Origin of the sequence: Bacteroides celer (genome assembly GCF_002632415.2) — a bacterium.
In the GTDB taxonomy this organism is placed as follows: domain Bacteria; phylum Bacteroidota; class Bacteroidia; order Bacteroidales; family Bacteroidaceae; genus Bacteroides.
On sequence record NZ_CP178209.1, the window covers coordinates 2927737 to 2948585 of the forward strand.

The following is a 20849-nucleotide window of genomic DNA, read 5'->3' on the forward strand; positions in this document are numbered from 1 at the left end:
GGTAAAAAATACCAGTTTTGGCAACATGTCCTGTAACTTTGCAAACAAAAAAGTACAGAACAATGAGCAACTTATTATTTAAAAGATGGAATGATTTCGGTGGGTGGCTGGTCTTTCTGATAGCAGCGTTTGTGTATGGAATGACCATCGAACCAACCGCAAGTTTTTGGGATTGTCCCGAATTTATTTCTTGTGCTGAAAAATTACAGATAGGGCATCCACCGGGAGCACCTTTCTATATGCTTGTCGGAAACCTGTTTACCCAGTTTGCTTCCGATGCTTCGCAAGTATCGGGAATGGTTAACTTTTTAAATGCACTATTGAGTGCCGGTTGTATCTTGTTTCTTTTCTGGAGTATTACCCGATTAGTGAGAGCCTTGCTTGTGGGCGATGAACGGAAATTATCTGTCATGGATGTTATTATCATTCTGGGAGCAGGTTTTGTGGGAGCTTTAGCTTATACTTTCAGTGATACATTCTGGTTTAGTGCGGTAGAGGGGGAGGTATATGCTTTCTCTTCTTTCCTTACAGCCTTGGTATTTTGGATGATTCTTCGCTGGCAGGATGAAGCAGATTCTGTGTCCGGTGACCGCTGGATTATCCTGATAGCCTATATTATAGGTCTTTCAATCGGAGTGCATTTGCTTAATCTGCTTTGTATTCCTGCCATTGTATTAGTGTTCTATTACCAAAAATATCAGACTCTATCACTCAAGGGAGTTATTGGGGCCATTGCATTATCCGGTATTCTTATTGTATTGATTCTTTTTATTTATATACCCGGAATGGCTGATGTAGGAGGATGGTTCGAATTATTCTTTGTCAATGTGATGGGATTACCCTTCCAGTCAGGATTGATCGTCTTTCTGGGTTTGGTCCTGTTTTTACTGATAGGAGCCATTTATCGGTTTAGAAAACGCATTGTGAATACCGGTTTGTGGTGTTTACTCATGCTCACCATAGGATATACCACCTATACGGTCATACTCATTCGTGCCAATGCTAATACGCCGCTCAACGAGAATGCACCGGATAATATTTTCACGCTCAAAAGCTACCTGAATCGCGAACAGTATGAAAGTGCTCCTTTACTTTATGGGAGAACCTATGCATCCGAACCGGAGTATGTGCCCGAAGGAGACTATTACAAGGTAAAGACCGAAAAAGGGACTGCTATCTATCGACCGGATAAGAAAGAAGGCAAGTATAAAATTATCCGCTATAAAGAAGACGTGTGCTACACTCAAAATATGTTGTTTCCACGAATGTGGAATGATCGTTCGGCCGCTTCTTACAAAGGATGGTCCGGAGGAGGTGCAAATGAGGCTCCCACACAAAAAGAGAACCTGACTTATTTTATCACATACCAACTCAACTACATGTACTGGCGCTATTTTCTATGGAATTTTGTCGGACGACAGAATGATATTCAAGGAAGCGGTGAACCGGAACATGGTAACTGGATTACAGGAATTTCCTGGCTCGATAATCTGCGGCTGGGGGATCAAAAACTTTTGCCGGAATCTTTGCGTGAGAACAAAGGTCACAATGTGTTCTATGGCTTACCATTATTATTAGGATTACTCGGTATCTATTGGCAATGGACACGCGGGAAAAAAGGCAAGCAGCAATTCAGTGTCTTATTTTTCCTTTTCTTCATGACGGGATTGGCTATTGTGCTCTATCTGAATCAGACTCCCGGACAACCTCGTGAACGGGATTATGCGTATGCAGGTTCGTTTTATGCGTTCGCTATCTGGATTGGAATGGGAGCCGCCGGATGCTGTGACATGTTTCGCAGAAAACAGGCAAAAATCCTCCCGGTCAACTTACTCATGCTGCTTTGCCTGTTTGTCCCCATACAAATGGCAAGCCAGACTTGGGATGACCACGATCGAAGCAACCGGTATACCTGTCGTGACTTTGGAGCTAACTATCTGATGACACTTTCCGACAAAGGAAATCCAATCATATTCTGTAACGGGGATAATGATACGTTCCCCTTGTGGTATAATCAGGATACGGAAGAAGTACGCAGAGATGTACGTATCTGCAATTTAAGTTATGCGCAGACCGACTGGTACATTTATCAGCAACAATGTCCTCTATACGATGCTCCCGGACTACCGATCAGTTGGGATCAAAATCAATACCAGGAAGGGAAGAACGAATATGTGGCTGTTCGTCCGGAATTGAAGAAACAGATAGAAGCATTGTATCAGAAACATCCCGAAGAAGCCCGTGATAGTTTTGGAGATGATCCGTATGAAATAAAGAATATCCTGAAATATTGGGTGTTTGCGGAGAAACAGGAATTCCATGTGATACCTACCGATACAATAAATATCCATATTGATAAGGATGCAGTACTCCGTTCGGGAATGATGTTGCCTGAAGCCATTCGTCATTTAAAAGGGGAAGAACTAAGAGATGCAATACCGGATAAACTGTCTATTTCTCTAAAAGATATACGTCTGCTGACTAAAGTAGACTTACTCATGCTCGAGATTTTGGCTAACTGTAACTGGGAACGTCCCCTGTACATGGCTATCTCGGTAGGCAACTCCAGTAAACTGAAGTTTGATGACTACTTTGTTCAGGAAGGGTTAGCATTCCGGTTTACTCCTTTCAACTATAAAGAATGGGGAGACGTAGAAGAAGGCAATGGATATGCCATAGATACGGAGAAACTCTACGAGAATGTGATGAACAGATATAAATACGGAGGATTGGATACTCCCGGACTTTATCTGGACGAAACAACCCTGCGCATCTGTTATTCTCATCGAAGGCTCTTTGCACAATTGGCTAAAGAACTGGTGAAACAAGGAGACGACATCCGTGCCAGAAAAGTATTGGAATATGCTAGGCAAGCTATTCCGGCATATAATGTTCCCGAAGTATTCGAGAGTGGTTCGTATGATATAGCCACCGCTTATGCTTCCATAGGAGAAACGCAGAGAGCGACCGATCTATTGAATCATCTGATAGCAGAATCGGAAAATTATATCGACTGGGCTTTCTCATTGGGAGATAACCGGATAGGGATGGTTCAACGGGATTGTTTGTATAGGTTCTGGCAATGGAATCAGTGCAATGAATTACTGAAGAATATGGATAAAGAGAGATATGAACAGAGGATTCAGCAATTTGAAAAGAAATATATGCGCTTTACTCAACTAATGAATGATCACAACTAAATTCAAAGAATATGAAATCGAAAAGAATAAGAGAAGAAGAAATAAAAACTGTATTGGGCAAAAGAAATTACGTCATCTTAATTATCGGCTCGATATTGATTATCATAGGATATATATTAATGAGCGGCGAGGGGAGTACCTCTGCCGCCTATAATCCCGATATATTTAGTGGAACACGTATACGCATTGCCCCGTTATTGTGTTTATTGGGGTATCTGCTGAATGTATTTGGTATTCTCTATCGGTCATTAAAATAGAATAAATCTTTCTAATATCATTAATATTTCAAAAAAGACCATCTTTATAAAATAAATTATTGCTTCTTTTGTCCCAATGAAATGAAAGTTGGGAAATAGTATGAATAACAATATTGATATAAAAACGTTGGAGGCCTTTCAGGATGGGAATCACAAGGCCTTTGAGACTATTTTTATTGCATACTACAACAAAACCAAAGCATTTATTGACGGATATATAAAATCGGAGCCTGATGCAGAAGAGCTGACAGAGGATTTATTTGTCAATCTTTGGATCAACCGTCATTCGATTGATATGTCTAAATCATTCAATTCTTATTTGCACACCATTGCAAGAAATGCAGCAATCAACTTTCTGAAACATAAATATGTGTCCGATGCCTACCTGAACCATAATCAAGAAACAGGATATAGCTCTACTTCCGAAGAAGACCTTATTGCCAAGGAATTGGAAATGTTGATTGACAAACTTGTCGGAGGAATGCCCGAACAACGGAGAATGATCTATACATTAAGTCGCAATGAAGGATTATCCAATGCCGAGATTGCCGAACGACTGAACACTACCAAAAGAAATGTTGAAAGCCAGCTAAGCCTCGCTTTGAAAGAGATACGGAAGGTCATTTCATGTTTTCTGTTATCATTATTGTAACTTTATTTTCTTCTTTACTTATTTTTTCATAAAAAATATTCATTTTCTTATTGAGCTTTTTGCCACCAAACTGTATATATAGTAAAGTGCAGCAAAAATGAAGAAAAGTAATATCACCAAAATCATCAGAATGTTCCTTTCCGCCCGCTTTCCATCTGAAACGGAAGAGAAAGTGCAGAAATGGATCATTAAAGATAAAAACCAACAGGCGAAAGCAAAAGCTTCATTGGATTATTGGAATGAATTGGACGTAGAAGCCGATTCGAGCACTTATGCCTCACTGGAACGGGTAAATTTAAGAACCGGATACAACAAGGAACATCTGGCGAGTATCGCTTCTTATCAGAGGTTTGCCCGTGTTGCTGCTGTTGTTGTTCCATTGCTTTTATTGGCAGGAGGAATGTTCTGCTATCTTTCTCCCCAAAACGAGATGATAGAGGTATCCGTTGCCTACGGAGAACAGAAGCGTCTAATCTTGCCGGACAGTTCAGAAGTTTGGTTGAATGCGGGAAGCACCATTGTATATCCGGAAACTTTTGCTAAAGATAAACGTTTGGTCATTCTTAACGGTGAAGCTTATTTCTCTGTCCAAAAAGATACTGCAAGTCCTTTCATCGTGGAAACTTCCCAACTTTCCGTGAAGGTTCTTGGAACCAAATTCAACGTGAAAGCCTATCCTAATGATGAAAAAATAACGACTACACTGACGAGCGGCAAGGTAGAAGTGAGCGTCCAGTCCCAACCTCCCCGCATACTTAAACCCAATGAACAGCTTACATACGATAAGAAGTCGTCAGACATCCATATATCAGTGATAGATACTAATGATACCAACAGTTGGGTGGTGGGAAAATTGATCTTTACCAATGCTACTGCCGGAGAAATATTCCGAACCCTCGAAAGACACTATAACACCACGATTGATAATGAGGCAAATATCCCTGTGTCCAAACGATATACTGTCAAATTTCTGAAAGATGAAGATCTGGATGAAATACTGAATATCTTGAAAGATATCATCGGCTTTGATTATCAACAACATGAAAATAAAATAGTATTAACCCAACCATAAAAAGAAACAGCCTATGAACAAAAAGAACCGGGAAGCAGCTTGAGACCCTCTTCCCAGTTCTGAAATGTCTATCCTCATTCAACAAGTGACGTAAAATGAAGTATCAACATACAAATATAGAATAATGAATCGAATTAATACGAATAAACGGGCAGCTAAGCTCGCCATTTTTTTATTTTTTGCTTTTCTCTCTCTTACAACAGTCGCGCAGAATAAAGAAAAAAAGATTACCATACAAAATAAAAGGATATCATTAAAAGAGACCTTTGCCCAAATTGAATCACAAACCGGATATAGCATCGCTTACGAACAATCGAATCTGGATTTAGAAAAGAAGCAGTCTTTATCTCTTAAAAATGTAGCTGTCGACAAAGCGATGACTCAACTCTTAAAAGAAACCAGATATGTATATAAAATAAAAGGATATCATATTATTATTTCTTTGCAAGATAACCGGCAAAAGCCTGCCAATGACGATACACAAAAACTGACTCAAACGATAAGAGGAATCGTTGTTGATTCCAAAACCAATACGCCAATAGAATATGCCTCCGTCTGTATAGCAGAGAAACCTTCACTGGGAGGCTCAACTGACAACCGGGGAAATTTCCGGATTAATAACGTCCCGATAGGACGTTATAATATTCAGGCATCTTTTATGGGGTATCGCCCAAGTATCATTAGCGAAGTGTCTGTCACATCATCCAAAGAAGTATTTGTAGAAATCCCTATGGATGAAAATGTGCAGGATTTGGCTGAAGTGCTTGTCAAACCGGAAATAAAAAAAGACCGGACACTCAACCCGATGGCTATTACGGGAGGACGTATGATTAGTATTGAAGAAGCGTCCCGATTTGCCAATGGGTTTGATGATCCGGCACGGTTAAGTTCTGCATTTGCTGGAGTGGCAGGAGATGTCGGTACCAATGCGGTCGCCATCCGGGGAAATGCTCCGCAATTTACCCAATGGAGACTGGAGGGAATTGAAATACCTAATCCGACTCATTTTGCCGATTTAGCAGGGTTGGGAGGGGGATTCCTGTCTGCTTTAAGTACGCAAGTTATCGGAAACTCCGATTTCTACAATGAAGCTTTCCCAGCGGAATACAGTAATGCCTTATCCGGTGTTTTCGATATGCATTTGCGCAATGGTAATAATCAGAAGTACGAACATGCCTTTCAGGTCGGACTCATGGGCATAGATTTAGCTTCGGAAGGTCCTATCAGTAAAAAACGGGGAAGTTCCTATCTGGTGAATTATCGCTTTTCTACTACTTCACTAGCATCGGGTAATGACATCAACCTGAAATATCAGGATTTAGCCTTCAAACTAAATTTTCCCACACGTAAAGCCGGAACCTTTTCGATCTGGGGATTAGGATTGATAGACAGGAATAAAGCAGATGTTTTGGAACGTTCCGAATGGGAAACGATGGGAGACCGGTCGTCGGGATATAATAAACTGGATAAACTGGCAGGTGGCTTAGCGCACAAATATGTACTGGATGAAAATACTTATATCCGTTCTTCTCTATCCGCTACCTATTCCAAAGACCGTTCATTGGCGGACTTACATACCGACGACGCTATTATTAATGTAGCAGATATTCAGAATAGCAGATGGAATTTAGTATTCAATTCATATCTGAATAAGAAATTCAGTCCGAGGCATACCAACAGAACAGGGATTACCATTACGGAACTTAAATATGATCTTGATTACAAAGTCAGCCCTTATTTGGGATTAAACAAACCTATGGAACAAATATCGAAAGGCAGTGGAGAAAGTACAGTCCTCTCGGCATATAGTAATTCCGTAATAAACTTGAGCAACAATCTGACAACCAGTTTAGGGGTTACCGGACAATATTTTACTTTAAACAAGAACTGGTCGATAGAACCGAGAGTTGCCCTCAAATGGAAAATAAATCCTGCACATTCTTTAGCAGCAGCTTACGGCTTGCATAGCCGCCGGGAAAGGCTCGACTATTACTTTGTTGAACAGATAATCAATGGTAAAAAGGAATCAAACCGGTACCTGGACTTCTCAAAGGCGCATCATTTCGGATTTACTTATGACTGGAATATCAATCAGAGCCTACATCTGAAAATAGAACCCTATTATCAATACTTGTTCCACATACCGGTTGAGGAAAACTCCTCCTTTTCGATTATCAATTACGAAGAATTCTATTTAGACCGCATATTGACAAACACCGGAATAGCCAAAAACTATGGAATAGATATAACACTAGAACAATACATGAAAAATGGCTTCTACTATATGCTTACAGCTTCATTATTCAAATCGAAATATAGGGGAGGAGACCGTATCTGGCGAAATACGAGACTGGATAAAAGTTTTTTAGTGAACCTGCTCGCCGGAAAAGAATGGATGGTTGGCAGACTCAAACAGAATGTATTAAGTATAAACGGTCGCCTGTTCTTTCAGGGAGGAGGACGCTATACACCTGTGGATGAAGAAAAAAGTCAGGAAGAAAAAGACATTGTCTTTGACGAGAGCAAAGCATATACTAAACGATTCAATCCATCTATAAACGGTGATGTTTCCATCAGCTTCCGGATCAATAAGAAAAGAGTATCTCATGAGTTTTCTCTAAAGATACTGAATGTAGGCATGCGTACCGGAATGCATTTCTATCAATACAATGAAAGAACGAACGTAGTCGAAGAAAAAGACGGAGCGGGTCTGATTCCGAACATCAGCTACAAAATTTATTTCTAAAGAACTGAACAAGAAAAGGGTTTGTTCACACAATAGATTGACACCCAACAGACAACTGCTTTCAGTAATTATGGTATAACAATCTGTAATATATATACTAACAAGCTCTCTGAATACCTGTATATTTGCTGCGTGAAATAATTTAGTGATGAATTATATGCGTATCATATTCAAAAAATTCAAAGCACGTATGATTGTAGGATGTATATTAGCTGTAATAGCATTGCTGGCGGTGTCAGTCATTGTTTTTATCAATCAAGCCAGTTTCGGCAGAACTCCCCGTGGGGAACGGCTGGAAAGAGTCATGAAATCTCCTAATTACAGAAACGGAGAATTTAAAAATCAGCATGAAACCCTATTGATGACTTCCGACAGGGGACGTTTTATCGGAATCTGGGAGTTCATTTTCAAAAAGATAGACGGTTTGCGCCCCGAACAGGCTGTCAAAGCAATCAAAACGGATTTACGGAAGATTGACCGTAATGAAGAAATATTGGTATGGTTCGGACATTCATCTTACTTGATTCAAACGGGAGGAAAGCGAATATTGGTTGACCCGGTATTTAGTATGGCTTCTCCCGTTTCTTTTGTTAACAAGCCATTCAAAGGCACGGAACTTTATCAACCGGATGATATGCCGAATATTGATTATCTGGTGATTAGTCACGACCATTGGGATCATCTGGATTATCATACGGTCAAAAGACTAAAAGACCGTATTGAAACTGTGATTTGTCCGTTAGGTGTCGGTGAGCATTTTGACTACTGGGGATTTGATAAAGATCGTATAGTAGAACTTGACTGGAATGAAGATGCACGTCTTGCTCCCGGCTTTATGATACATTGTTTGCCCGCCCGTCATTTCTCCGGCCGCGGACTTACTGCCAACCAGTCACTTTGGGCTTCTTTTCTATTGGAGACACCTTCACAGAAGATCTATATCAGCGGAGATGGAGGGTATGATACCCATTATGCAGAAATAGGTGAACGTTTTTCCGATATTGACCTCGCCATTCTTGAAAATGGACAATACGACAAAGAGTGGAGCTTAATTCACCTCATGCCCCAATATATGGCGCAGACAGCCAGAGACTTAAAAGCGAAGAGAGTCCTGACCGTACATCATTCTAAATATGCACTGGCCAAACATCGTTGGGATGAACCTCTCAAAAATGCAGAAGAGATGAAGAATAAAGATTCTTTGGATGTATTGATGCCTGTAATTGGTGAAATAGTGATCTTGCAATGAAAGGAAGTTAAATCTAAACTCATTACGTATTATTCACACTGTAAACGGTTTGTTTCCAGAGGAAAATGATAACTTTGTGAAGAAATATTTCTCAACATAAATTTACTAAATCCTTTTATTATGAAACAAATCTATTCTTTTTAGTAGTGTTAATAACCTTGTTCCTACAGAGTTGCCAAAACAATCTGACCCTTCCAGTACCAGCCAGCCGGAATTATCAACAGGATATTGCAGTTTTAAATGATTTTGTGGATATTAACAAGACTACTCATGAGTATTATGTCAACCCAAACAAAAAAAGTACTGCACTTTCTTATTTAACGAATACAGATGCGGAAGAATTTAACGCTGTAAATCCTGTTAATCTTAACAGTTTCAAGCAGAGCATTAGTCAGATAAACAGTCTGTCCGGTCAATTGTCATCTTCTCATGGAGTAGATTACATTGTTATGATTACTGAAAGTGAAATTTATATCAGTCAGACAAAAGGTAACTCACCTGTCCACTTGAAGAGAAAACTATCCGATGACCGTATGAGCCGTTCTTTAATAGCAACATGCAACATAACGGATTATAAGGAACAGTTTTATATCAATTCGAGCGATTACATAGAAACAGTAATAGAATTATATCCCCAATCTTATAAAAATGCCGCGTGGGCATTTCTTGTCACTTGTAGAGTGGGATATAATGGTAATAAAGAATTGGCCAGTGTATTATTTTGTGGTGTAGGTTTTCATATCAATCCCAGTTTTGAGTGGTCTGCCAATCAAGGAAATGATGTAGACTGGAATTTTGAAGTGATAAACACAAATGGAGATGCTCATATCGCGAACCTTAATTTCCTACACTAATGAAGAAATCTATTTTTATCGTTTTTGTAACTCTGATTCTTGCATCCAGTTGCGTTGAGAAAACGGGATATTATTCTAATGGAGAAGAAGATACCATATCCTTGATATGTGATAATACATGGGCGAGTGAGAAAATAGTCGATGATGAAGGCAATACACACTATACCGTATATAAATTGGAGAAAAACGGCACGTATATAAGAAAGTTTATAAGTATTGACACTGATGGGAAAGTGAATGAAAACAGTATCACCGGACGATGGAGTTTCTATGATCCGAGTTCCAAAACGATATACTTCGGCGATGACCACTATTGGGATATAGAAGAACTTACTACAAAAAAGTTTGCCGTTTATGACCGATGGGGAGAATATGGTCAGATACATATGTCGAGAGAATATTTGGAACTTACTCCTTTAAAATAGTTCTACAATAAGATAATCATTATAACGCTGCCTGCCAATATCAATTCGCTGTATTGACAGGCAGCGTTATAATCAAATATCACGAATCTGTAATTTTGGTATAACATTCGGTAATATATATACTTGATAACCGAATCTATCTGATTAAATTTGCAGCGATAAAAAGTACAAAAATCAATTCTGATGGAATATCGTATATTAGGACGGAACGTTTCGGATATTGAGATATAACTACTATAATTTGAAAATTAATAAATTTATGCTGCGTACTATCAGACTTACAACTGCCATTGTGTGCTTTACGCTTATCACCTTTCTGTTCCTCGACTTCACGGGTACATTGCACACATGGTTCGGATGGTTGGCGAAAATTCAATTTCTGCCGGCTTTATTAGCCTTGAACATAGGTGTCGTATTGTTTTTAGTTGTACTTACATTCCTGTTCGGACGTATCTACTGCTCTGTTATTTGTCCGTTGGGAGTGTTTCAGGACATTGTTTCGTGGGTGTCCGGCAAACAAAAGAAAAACCGGTTCCGTTATTCACCAGCAATGAAATGGTTTCGGTATGGCGTTTTAGGAGTATTCATTATCATGATGGTTGCAGGATTGAACTCTTTGGCTATCTTGCTGGCACCGTATAGTGCTTATGGCCGGATAGCTTCCAGTCTTTTTGCACCAGTCTGGCAATGGGGAAACAACCTGTTGGCGTATTTCGCCGAACGAATGGATAGTTATGCTTTTTATGAGGTAGATGTATGGATGAAGAGTCTTTCGACGATGTTGATTGCCATTGCCACCCTTGTTGTTCTTTTCATTCTGGCGTGGCGCAACGGACGAACCTATTGTAATACGATCTGCCCCGTAGGTACTGTATTAGGGTTTATATCCAAATATGCGATATTCAAACCGGTAATTAATACTTCCAAATGCAATAGTTGCGGTTTGTGTGCCCGCAATTGCAAAGCATCGTGTATTAATCCGAAAGCCCATGAAATAGATTATAGCCGTTGTGTGACTTGTATGGATTGTATCGGAAAGTGTAAGCATGGAGCCATTACATACACAAGACGGAAACCTAAGAACGAAACAGCTACGAGCGAAGATTCGAAAGCAAAGTCTGTCACTACTGAACAGGTAGACAACGCCCGTCGTAGCTTCCTTTCAGCATCGGCCATTTTTGCAACAACTTCTGTACTGAAAGCACAAGAGAAGAAAGTAGACGGAGGATTGGCTACTATCGAAGATAAAAAGATTCCCCAAAGAGAAAATCCTATCTATCCTCCCGGTGCATTAAGCGCACGCAATTTCACTCAACATTGCACAGCCTGCCAATTATGTGTCTCTGTTTGTCCCAATCAGGTATTGCGTCCGTCAGACAACCTATTGACATTGATGCAACCGGAAATGTCATACGAACGTGGGTATTGCCGTCCCGAATGTACTAAATGTTCGGAAGTTTGTCCCGCCGGCGCTATTCATCTCACCAGTCTTGCCGAGAAATCAGCTATTCAGATCGGACATGCCGTATGGATTAAAGAGAACTGTGTGCCTTTGACGGATGGAATGGAGTGTGGCAACTGTGCCCGCCATTGCCCGACAGGTGCCATACAGATGGTGGCTTCCGATCCTGAAAAAACAGATTCTCCAAAGATTCCGGTAGTAAATGTAGAAAAATGTATCGGTTGTGGGGCGTGTGAGAACCTTTGTCCGTCCCGTCCTTTCAGCGCTATTTATGTGACAGGACATCAGATGCATAGAATTATTTGATCTAAATCAGTATAAGATTATGGAAGATAAAAATAAGAAAGATATAAATAGAAGAGATTTCATTAAGATTGTAGGTATTAGTGCAGCCACGTCGACAGGGCTATTATACGGATGCTCTTCAAAAGGTACTTCCTCTTCAAGCAGCGCAACAGGAGAAGGAGAGGTGCCTACCGATAAAATGACTTACCGCACGTCTCCGACTACCGGTGACCGTGTTTCACTCTTGGGATATGGTTGTATGCGTTGGCCTCTCAAACCTGCTCCCAACGGTAATGGTGAAGTAATCGACCAGGATGCCGTGAATGGACTGATTGATTATGCAATCGCTCACGGAGTAAACTATTTCGATACATCTCCGGCATACGTACAGGGCTTTTCCGAAAAGGCAACGGGTATTGCATTGAGCCGTCATCCCCGTGACAAATATTATATCGCCACCAAGTTATCCAATTTCTCTCCCGATACATGGTCTCGTGAAGCATCGCTCAAGATGTACCACAAATCGTTTGCAGACCTGCAGGTAGATTACATTGATTATATGCTGCTTCACGGCATCGGCATGGGAGGAATGGAAGCCCTTAAAGGACGCTACCTGGATAACGGAATGCTTGACTTTCTGGTGAAAGAACGGGAGGCAGGACGTATCCGCAATTTGGGATTCTCCTATCATGGGGATATCGAAGTGTATGACTATCTGCTTTCACGGCACGATGAATTCAAGTGGGATTTCGTACAGATACAATTGAACTATGTAGACTGGAAACATGCAAAAGAAACCAATACCCGGAATACGGATGCTGAATATCTGTATGGAGAACTGCATAAACGAGGAATTCCATCTATCATTATGGAACCGCTTTTAGGAGGTCGTTTGTCTAAATTGAATGACAACCTGGTGGCACGGCTCAAACAACGCCGTCCGGAAAGCAGTGTCGCTTCCTGGGCTTTCCGTTTTGCCGGTTCATTTCCGGACATTCTGACTGTGTTAAGTGGCATGACTTATATGGAGCATCTGCAAGATAATCTCCGCACTTATTCTCCTTTGGAACCGTTGACAGATGAAGAAAAAGAGTTTCTCGAAGAAACGGCACAATTAATGTTGAAATATCCAACGATCCCTTGCAACGACTGCAAATATTGTATGCCATGTCCGTATGGGTTGGATATACCTGCTGTGTTGTTACATTACAACCGTTGCGTCAATGAAGGGAATGTCCCCAGGAACGGGCAGGATGAGAATTATGCAAAAGCCCGGCGTGCTTTTCTAGTCGGATATGACCGTAGCGTGCCCAAACTTCGTCAGGCAAGCCATTGCATCGGTTGTAACCAGTGTGTGGCACACTGTCCGCAGAACATTGATATTCCGAAAGAGCTGCATCGGATAGATCAGTTCGTAGAACAATTGAAACAAGGTACTTTATAAAAAAAAGATGGAAGAATTAATCAATTTACTACATACGGGAGGATATTCCTGTACTATTGCCAACAAAGGAGAAATCCGCACTTTCACTCAACGCGGTGTGGCTGATATCTATGATTTACTGACTCAGGAACCGGAGTTTCTTAAAGGAGCCTCGATTGCTGATAAGGTGGTCGGAAAGGGAGCTGCCGCCCTGATGATTCTGGGAGGTATCAAAGAGTTATATACTGATATTATCAGTACCAAAGCTCTGGAGTTGCTTCAGAAATCAGATATAAAAGTTGATTTTACAGAGGAAGTACCTTTTATCTGGAACCGTAACCATACAGAAGGATGTCCTGTAGAGACAATGTGCAGCGAAGTGGAATCAGCAGAAGAAATATTACCACTGATCCGCGATTTTCTGGAAAAGATCAGAAATAAGAAGTAAAAAGAAGAAACTTGAAACACGAAATAAAGTATGAAAAGAAATACAGCCTGTTTATTCCTGTTCGGTAGCTTGCTTTCCATCTCGGGAATGGCACAGACTAAAAAGGATAGCATACAGGCCGGAAGAAATTATATGATTGATGAAGTCGTAGTCACCGGAACACGTAATGAAACCGATGTGCGTCATCTTCCGATGACCATTTCCGTAGTCGGCAGGCAACAAATTGAGAAAAGATATGAGCCTTCTCTTTTGCCGTTGTTAACGGAGCAGGTACCGGGATTATTCACTACCAGTCGTGGCATCATGGGATATGGCGTATCTACCGGAGCTGCAGGTGGCATGAGCTTGCGTGGTATCGGTGGTAGTCCGACAGCGGGATTATTGGTACTGATTGACGGTCATCCCCAGTACATGGGGTTGATGGGACATCCGATAGCGGATGCTTATCAATCTATGATGGCAGAGAAAGTGGAAGTTTTACGTGGTCCTGCATCTGTACTTTATGGTTCGAATGCCATGGGTGGTGTGATTAATATTGTTACCCGTCGGCAACAGGAAGAAGGTGTGAAGACGAATATGCAAGTTGGGTACGGTTCATATAACACGTTGCAGACTGAATTTTCCAACCGTGTCAAGAAGGGACGTTTCAGTAGCGTCGTAACCGGATCATATAATCGTACAGATGGACATCGTCCCGATATGGGATTCGAGCAATATGGTGGATACGCAAAGTTAGGTTATGATATCAGTTCTTTCTGGAAAGTATGGGGAGATGTGAATGTAACCCATTTTAATGCTTCCAATCCGGGGACTATCCAAGTACCACTGATTGACAACGATTCTCGTATCACTCGTGGAATGACATCGTTCGCTTTGGAAAATCATTATGAAAAGACTTCAGGAGGTTTGAGCTTTTTCTATAACTGGGGACGGCATAAAATCAATGATGGCTATCAGATAGGAAAAGAACCGCAAAAATCACATTTCAACTCTAAAGACAAAATGCTGGGTGTATCATGGTATCAGAGTGCCACTTTCTTTACCGGTAATCGTTTGACCGTAGGATTTGATTATCAACACTTCGGAGGTGAATCATGGAACAAAGTACTGGCTACGGGTGAACATACTCCGGGAGTAGATAAGCAAATGGATGAGTTTGCCGGATACGTTGATTTCCGTCAGGATATCAGCAGTTGGTTCTCACTGGACGCAGGTATTCGTGTAGACCACCATTCACACGTAGGTACAGAATGGATTCCACAAGGCGGACTGGCTTTTCATTTACCCAAGAATGCAGAACTTAAAGCAATGGTCAGCAAAGGATACCGTAATCCAACCATTCGTGAGATGTATATGTTTCCTCCTGCCAACCCGGAATTGAAACCGGAAAAACTAATCAACTATGAACTTTCCTATTCACAACGTCTGCTGGAAGGGGCATTGTCCTATGGAATCAGCCTTTACTATATCAATGGCGACAATCTGATTATGTCAAACGGACTCTTTCCTCCATTGAATATCAATTCCGGAGAGATAGAGAATTGGGGAGTTGAAACGAATATAGGCTACCACATCAATTCACACTGGAATGTGAACGCTAATTATAGCTGGTTGCACATGGAGAATCCCGTTCTTGCTGCTCCCGAACATAAATTGTATGCAGGGGCGGACTATACTTCCGGACGTTGGAGTATATCGACTGGAGTACAATATGTGAAAGGACTTTATACTTCTGTTGTAAAGGGTAGCGAGCAACAGGATCATTTTGTTTTATGGAATCTTCGTGGGAATTATCGTGTCTGCCGTTTCGCTAACCTCTTCATAAAAGGAGAGAACCTGCTGGCACAGCGTTATGAAATAAATGCAGGTTATCCCATGCCCAAAGCTACGTTTATGGGTGGTATTAATTTGAACTTTTAAATAATAAAATGATATGGAATCAACTACTGTAAAACTCTATTCGCTGAATTACGGCAATGTGAGAACTTATCTGGCAGCCTCGTTATTCATCGTTGGCAACATCCTTTTTCCCCAATTTTTTCATCTCATACCGCAAGGAGGAATAACCTGGCTGCCTATCTATTTCTTCACACTGATCGGAGCTTATAAGTACGGATGGAAAGTCGGTCTGCTGACTGCTGTTCTTTCCCCTATTATCAACTCCTTACTTTTTGGTATGCCGATGCCGGCGGTGCTGCCTGCTATTTTATTAAAGTCCGTATTGCTCGCCATTGCTGCCGGTTGGGCCGCACAACGTTTCGGACGTATCTCCATCCCGGTATTGGTTGGCGTGGTACTTACCTATCAAGCTGTGGGGACATTGGGAGAGTGGATGTATATAGGTAATTTCTACAATGCCGTTCAGAATTTCCGCATTGGAATTCCCGGAATGTGCCTGCAAGTATTCGGAGGTTATTTATTCATTAGATATTTGATTCGCAAATAACTTCCTTATCAATAACCGCTTTTCCCTGAAAAGAGTTATAAGCCTTGAAAAAGAAAGTTCTCCTCTGTTATAGATACCCATAACAGAGGAGAACTTTTTTAAATACAACGTATCTATTCGCTTTTTATTTATCAATCTTCTTCGTCGTCATCTTCCAGATCACTAGCAGCGGGATTACCTCCTTCTTTAGCATACCTGCTCGGACTCATCTTATAGTATTTTTTGAATACTTCCCGGAAATATTTAGTTTCAGAAAATCCAACCATGTCTGAAATCTCATTAATAGCATATCTACCCTCTTTCAGTAATTCGGTAGCACGTTTCAAACGCATCACCCGAATAAACTCTGTCGGAGACTGTCCCGTCAATGCTTTCAATTTACAATAGAAACTGGTACGGCTCATGCCACTTGATTCACAGAGCACATCAACGGAAAATTCAGGGTTGTTTATATTCTCATCCACGATTTTCTTAGCATTTGATATAAACTTCCAATCAAGGCTGTTAGTGCCGTTTGCAGATGGAACCATCGTTTTTTCTATATCCAGATTGGCATATCTCATGCGCAACAGTTCCCGGTTTGCCAGTAAGTTAGCAATATTTGCCCGCAGAATTTTCACGCTGAAAGGTTTGATGAGGTATTCGTCCGCACCAATGGACAGACCGTCAAGAATATTATTTTCATCTCCTAAAGCTGTGAGCAACAATACAGGAATATGTGAAGTCTCAATATCGCTTTTAATAGCGACACACAGTTCGTCTCCTCCCATCTCCGGCATCATAATATCAGAAAGTACCAGTTCCGGCCAAAATTCTTTTATAATAATCAATGCTTCCTTTCCATTGGCGCAAGCTTGCACATTATAGATGGAAGATAATGAACTGACCAGATAAGAGCGTAACTCATCATTGTCTTCTACAACCAGAATTCGTCGTGAATTTGGATTATTTACAGTGACTGTTGTATTTGCAGGTACATTCGGAGCGGGAAGTACAAGAGCCAACGCTTCAAATTTAGAGTGCGTTTCCTCCCCGGTATTTTGAAAGTTTTTATTGCTTTTCGGAAAAACAATTTTGATTGTCGTACCTTGATGTTCAACACTCTCTACACTAATCTTACCACCATGAAGGCTGACCAGTTTTCCTACCAGCATTAATCCTATACCACTACCTGTCACTTTGGAGTTAATGGCATTGCTGGCACGAAAATGTAGCTTGAACAACTTACTTTGTTCACTGGCAGGAATACCTATACCTGTATCCTTGATAATCACTTTCCATGAATCGTTCGTATCAGATACAGAAATGCTGACCTTTCCACTTTCCGGAGTATATTTTAGCGAGTTCGATATTATATTCTTCAAAATAGAATCCATCTTCTCCTTATCAAACGATACATTCATATAGCTGAAATTACTCTCGTATGTATATTCAATACGCTTAATGGCTGCATAAGAAGAGAATGTATCATATATTTCATTCATATAAGTATTCAGCTCATACTCGGAAACACTCATTTTAGAGGAATATACATCCGTTCGTTCAAAATTAATCAGATTGCTGACCAACCGCAGAAGAACTTCCACATTCCTCAATGCAATGTTCGTACGGGTTATTCCGTTGTCGGTAAGATTCTCTTCTTCCAGCAATTCCTCCAAAGGTGCTTTTATCAAAGTTAACGGAGTACGTATATCATGAGCTGTATTAATGAAAAACTGCGTTTTTTCATCAGATACATTCTTTTGTTTTCTTAGATTTATCACACGTAGAATGAAATAAAATCCTCCGATCACAAACAAGATATAGCATGAAATAGCCCACCAACTCGACCAGAAAGGTTGTGTGATGATGATTTTCATACTACGTTCCTGAAAGACAATATCATGTTCTTCTCTGGATACTGCACGTACATGAAGAGTGTATTTACCCGAAGGTAAATTGGTGAAACGAATCAAATTATTATCTCCCGGTTGTGTCCATTTCTCATAAAATCCTTCCAGCTTCCAGGAGTATAGTGCATTTCCCGGTGAATCATAATTGATCGTAGAGACTTCGAATGAAAATGTATTCTCATCATATTTGAGTTCCAATACATCCGTTTCATCAATACTCTTCTGTAAAGGAGAGTCCTCAACACCCGGATAAACAGGTTGATATGAAAGATAAAAGTTGCTGAATATCAGTCTGGAAAACTCATACTTTGGAAACTTCACATTCTCCGGAAATTCAATCGCTCCATCCGCACTTCCAAATACAAAGCCTTTATTCTTACGCACTGCTCCTGCAGATGCATTAAAATAGGCAGGTAACAATCCTTCTCCTCTGGTCCAGTTATTGAATATCTTCTCTTTAGTATGAAAACAGGTAATTCCATTCTCTGTACTCATCATTATACGCCCGTTCACTTCCGGCAGTATTGTAAATATCCTGTTTGAAACCAGTGCAGAATTATCAGAAAAATAGTGCTCGAATGTTTTATTTTGATGATTGTACACAAATACTCCCACACCATTTGTTCCGATATATAGCAAGCCATCATCTGCCTGATAAAGCGTATTGATATAAGCAGCTCCTATTTCCATTTCAATAAACTGATATTCGCCGGTATTTCGATTTAATAAATACAATCCTCCAACGGTTCCGATCCACATATTGTCTTTGTCTTTTTCAACAATCGATGTGATAGAATTCAACCCCGGATATAAACGAACACTGTTAGCCGCCAGATTAAAACATTTTAGATTATAGTACCCTCCCGACCAGATATATCCTCTTGAATCCTTAACTATATCACGAATATACTTATCCGGGCGCATATTGACGTGAGAAAGCAGGTAAGGAGAGAAGTATTCAACCGACAATGTATTCTTGTTTATTTTATAAATGCCGGAAGTAAATCCCCCTGCCCATATAATACCGGGAGATACTTCACATAAAGTAATAAAGATATGGTTTTTATCTTTTATCTGTTGGTCAAAAGAACTTAGGAACGAATGCCATTTACCAGTTTTTGACTGATAAAGACTAATACCATTACTGGTTCCAAACCATAAATCGCCATCCTCGTCTTCAATAACCGCATGTACCTGATCGTTGATTAGCGATTGGTGATTACCCATGGAATGTTTCATCCAATGATAATTTTCATAGCGGTTATCCATTATTGTGATCCCGGTAGGATAATTGGCGAGCCATATTCGTTTTTCTTCATCTACAAAGACATCATTGATGTTATTTCCGTTCATTTCATTATAACTCTGATAGTTGGCTACAATGTAATGTTCCAGTTTACACGTGTTTACATCAACTTTATATACTCCCATCCCTTCGGTTGCAATCAACAGTTCCGTTTCATTCAAAGGGCTGATACGAGCTATGTTTACGTCACTAAGGTCAGCGTCCGGCCGTATAATTTCCTGCGTATTCGTATCATACACAAAAACTCCTCTTTCAAATGAACCGATAAACAGTCTTTTTAATTGCTGATGAAAATACAGTTCACTCACCTGAGCATGGAAATAGTCTAATGTTTCAACAGGTATAATCTCTAAAACATTATTTTCCTGTTTGACATATCGTACGCCTGTCTCCGTTGCTATAAAGAAATGGTGCTCATCTACTTGCTCTATTGCCGTGATACTACTGTGAAGCACATTAGGGAATTGGAAGATACGAGCATCTTTAATATTATAAAGCAATACAGTATCCTTGCGACATAACCAAATATTATTATTCCGGTCCAAATAACCACAGCTAATTGTTTCAGAAGTATCCGGTAATCTATATACCATTCTGAAATCATCTTTATTAGCGTCATATTGAAAGATTCTCCCTTGCTTGCCAATCACCCAGATACCTATATGAGGTTCTGTATACAGCCATCCCAGACGTATGGGAGCATCTAAAGTATTACCTTCTTTATTTAATTTATAGTGTTTTATATCTTTACCGTTGTATCGGTCCATCCCTTCATTTGTAAGGAACCACATATAGCCCTGAGCATCTTTCTGAATATTGAATATCCGGCGATTGCTCAAGCCATCTTCTATTCCTATATATTTGTATGTTTGTGCCGTAACCCAAACAGGAAAAAAGAGAAGAATATATACAATGTATTTCATATAAACAGTTGTTTTTAAACTACTTCTAACGATCATATAAACATAACAGTTAACGAAACTAGACAAAAGCAATGACAAATGCAAAGAAATAGGAGAGATTCTACAAGAAAACATCTATTTAGAAACATTTTTATTTCCAAAGTTGATTATTTACTTTGCGAAGTTGATTTATCTGAAAGTGTTCTTTTGCTATATGTTATAATTAGCGC

14 protein-coding genes are annotated in these 20849 nt (G+C 40.2%); 13 read left to right on the forward strand and 1 reads right to left on the reverse strand.

Annotated features, from left to right (window positions below; all coding sequences use genetic code 11):
- Nucleotides 1–62: 62 nt before the first annotated feature.
- From CJF29_RS11675 to CJF29_RS11735, 13 genes are all read left to right on the forward strand, one after another.
- Nucleotides 63–3200 carry a DUF2723 domain-containing protein gene (locus CJF29_RS11675; protein ID WP_099147465.1) on the forward strand — a complete coding sequence of 1046 codons (3138 nt, stop codon included), beginning with the start codon at nt 63–65 and terminating at the stop codon, nt 3198–3200.
- 11 nt (nt 3201–3211) lie between these two features.
- A complete protein-coding gene (locus CJF29_RS11680; protein ID WP_074559031.1) occupies nt 3212–3457 on the forward strand; it encodes a DUF3098 domain-containing protein in 246 nt (81 codons plus the stop codon).
- Between the two features lie 100 nt (nt 3458–3557).
- Complete coding sequence (locus tag CJF29_RS11685; protein WP_074559032.1) at nt 3558–4109, forward strand: RNA polymerase sigma-70 factor; 552 nt, start codon at nt 3558–3560, stop codon at nt 4107–4109.
- 97 nt (nt 4110–4206) lie between these two features.
- On the forward strand, nt 4207–5181 hold the full coding sequence (locus CJF29_RS11690; RefSeq protein ID WP_074559033.1) for a FecR family protein: 975 nt from the start codon (nt 4207–4209) through the stop codon (nt 5179–5181).
- A gap of 124 nt (nt 5182–5305) precedes the next feature.
- Complete coding sequence (locus CJF29_RS11695; protein ID WP_099147466.1) at nt 5306–7927, forward strand: carboxypeptidase-like regulatory domain-containing protein; 2622 nt, start codon at nt 5306–5308, stop codon at nt 7925–7927.
- Between the two features lie 148 nt (nt 7928–8075).
- On the forward strand, nt 8076–9176 hold the full coding sequence (locus CJF29_RS11700; RefSeq protein WP_099147467.1) for an MBL fold metallo-hydrolase: 1101 nt from the start codon (nt 8076–8078) through the stop codon (nt 9174–9176).
- A 248-nt stretch (nt 9177–9424) separates the two neighbouring features.
- The gene (locus tag CJF29_RS11705; protein ID WP_255299442.1) at nt 9425–10030 is read left to right on the forward strand and encodes a hypothetical protein; all 606 of its coding nucleotides are present in this window, start codon (nt 9425–9427) and stop codon (nt 10028–10030) included.
- Entirely contained in the window at nt 10030–10455 is a 426-nt protein-coding gene (locus CJF29_RS11710) for a hypothetical protein (RefSeq protein WP_099147469.1), read from the forward strand. The genes CJF29_RS11705 and CJF29_RS11710 overlap by 1 nt, the downstream gene beginning before the upstream one ends.
- Nucleotides 10456–10714: 259 nt before the next feature.
- A complete protein-coding gene (locus CJF29_RS11715; protein ID WP_099147470.1) occupies nt 10715–12223 on the forward strand; it encodes a 4Fe-4S binding protein in 1509 nt (502 codons plus the stop codon).
- Between the two features lie 19 nt (nt 12224–12242).
- A complete protein-coding gene (locus tag CJF29_RS11720; protein WP_007760340.1) occupies nt 12243–13646 on the forward strand; it encodes an aldo/keto reductase in 1404 nt (467 codons plus the stop codon).
- Between the two features lie 7 nt (nt 13647–13653).
- Complete coding sequence (locus tag CJF29_RS11725; protein ID WP_008775685.1) at nt 13654–14073, forward strand: DUF1893 domain-containing protein; 420 nt, start codon at nt 13654–13656, stop codon at nt 14071–14073.
- A gap of 30 nt (nt 14074–14103) precedes the next feature.
- Nucleotides 14104–15993 carry a TonB-dependent receptor gene (locus tag CJF29_RS11730; RefSeq protein ID WP_022198944.1) on the forward strand — a complete coding sequence of 630 codons (1890 nt, stop codon included), beginning with the start codon at nt 14104–14106 and terminating at the stop codon, nt 15991–15993.
- 13 nt (nt 15994–16006) lie between these two features.
- On the forward strand, nt 16007–16519 hold the full coding sequence (locus CJF29_RS11735; protein ID WP_099147471.1) for an ECF transporter S component: 513 nt from the start codon (nt 16007–16009) through the stop codon (nt 16517–16519).
- A gap of 131 nt (nt 16520–16650) precedes the next feature.
- Here the strand turns inward: CJF29_RS11735 and CJF29_RS11740 are convergent, their stop codons facing one another.
- Nucleotides 16651–20640 (reverse strand): two-component regulator propeller domain-containing protein, encoded by a 3990-nt coding sequence (locus CJF29_RS11740; RefSeq protein ID WP_099147472.1) that lies wholly within the window; start codon nt 20638–20640, stop codon nt 16651–16653.
- Nucleotides 20641–20849: the final 209 nt, after the last annotated feature.

Coding starts and splice junctions, on each gene's coding strand:
- CJF29_RS11735 (WP_099147471.1), top strand. CDS start 16,007: ATGGAATCAACTACTGTAAAACTCTATTCGCTGAATTACGGCAATGTG.
- CJF29_RS11675 (WP_099147465.1), top strand. CDS start 63: ATGAGCAACTTATTATTTAAAAGATGGAATGATTTCGGTGGGTGGCTG.
- CJF29_RS11725 (WP_008775685.1), top strand. CDS start 13,654: ATGGAAGAATTAATCAATTTACTACATACGGGAGGATATTCCTGTACT.
- CJF29_RS11720 (WP_007760340.1), top strand. CDS start 12,243: ATGGAAGATAAAAATAAGAAAGATATAAATAGAAGAGATTTCATTAAG.
- CJF29_RS11740 (WP_099147472.1), bottom strand. CDS start 20,640: ATGAAATACATTGTATATATTCTTCTCTTTTTTCCTGTTTGGGTTACG.
- CJF29_RS11700 (WP_099147467.1), top strand. CDS start 8,076: ATGAATTATATGCGTATCATATTCAAAAAATTCAAAGCACGTATGATT.
- CJF29_RS11710 (WP_099147469.1), top strand. CDS start 10,030: ATGAAGAAATCTATTTTTATCGTTTTTGTAACTCTGATTCTTGCATCC.
- CJF29_RS11685 (WP_074559032.1), top strand. CDS start 3,558: ATGAATAACAATATTGATATAAAAACGTTGGAGGCCTTTCAGGATGGG.
- CJF29_RS11695 (WP_099147466.1), top strand. CDS start 5,306: ATGAATCGAATTAATACGAATAAACGGGCAGCTAAGCTCGCCATTTTT.
- CJF29_RS11730 (WP_022198944.1), top strand. CDS start 14,104: ATGAAAAGAAATACAGCCTGTTTATTCCTGTTCGGTAGCTTGCTTTCC.
- CJF29_RS11715 (WP_099147470.1), top strand. CDS start 10,715: ATGCTGCGTACTATCAGACTTACAACTGCCATTGTGTGCTTTACGCTT.
- CJF29_RS11690 (WP_074559033.1), top strand. CDS start 4,207: ATGAAGAAAAGTAATATCACCAAAATCATCAGAATGTTCCTTTCCGCC.
- CJF29_RS11680 (WP_074559031.1), top strand. CDS start 3,212: ATGAAATCGAAAAGAATAAGAGAAGAAGAAATAAAAACTGTATTGGGC.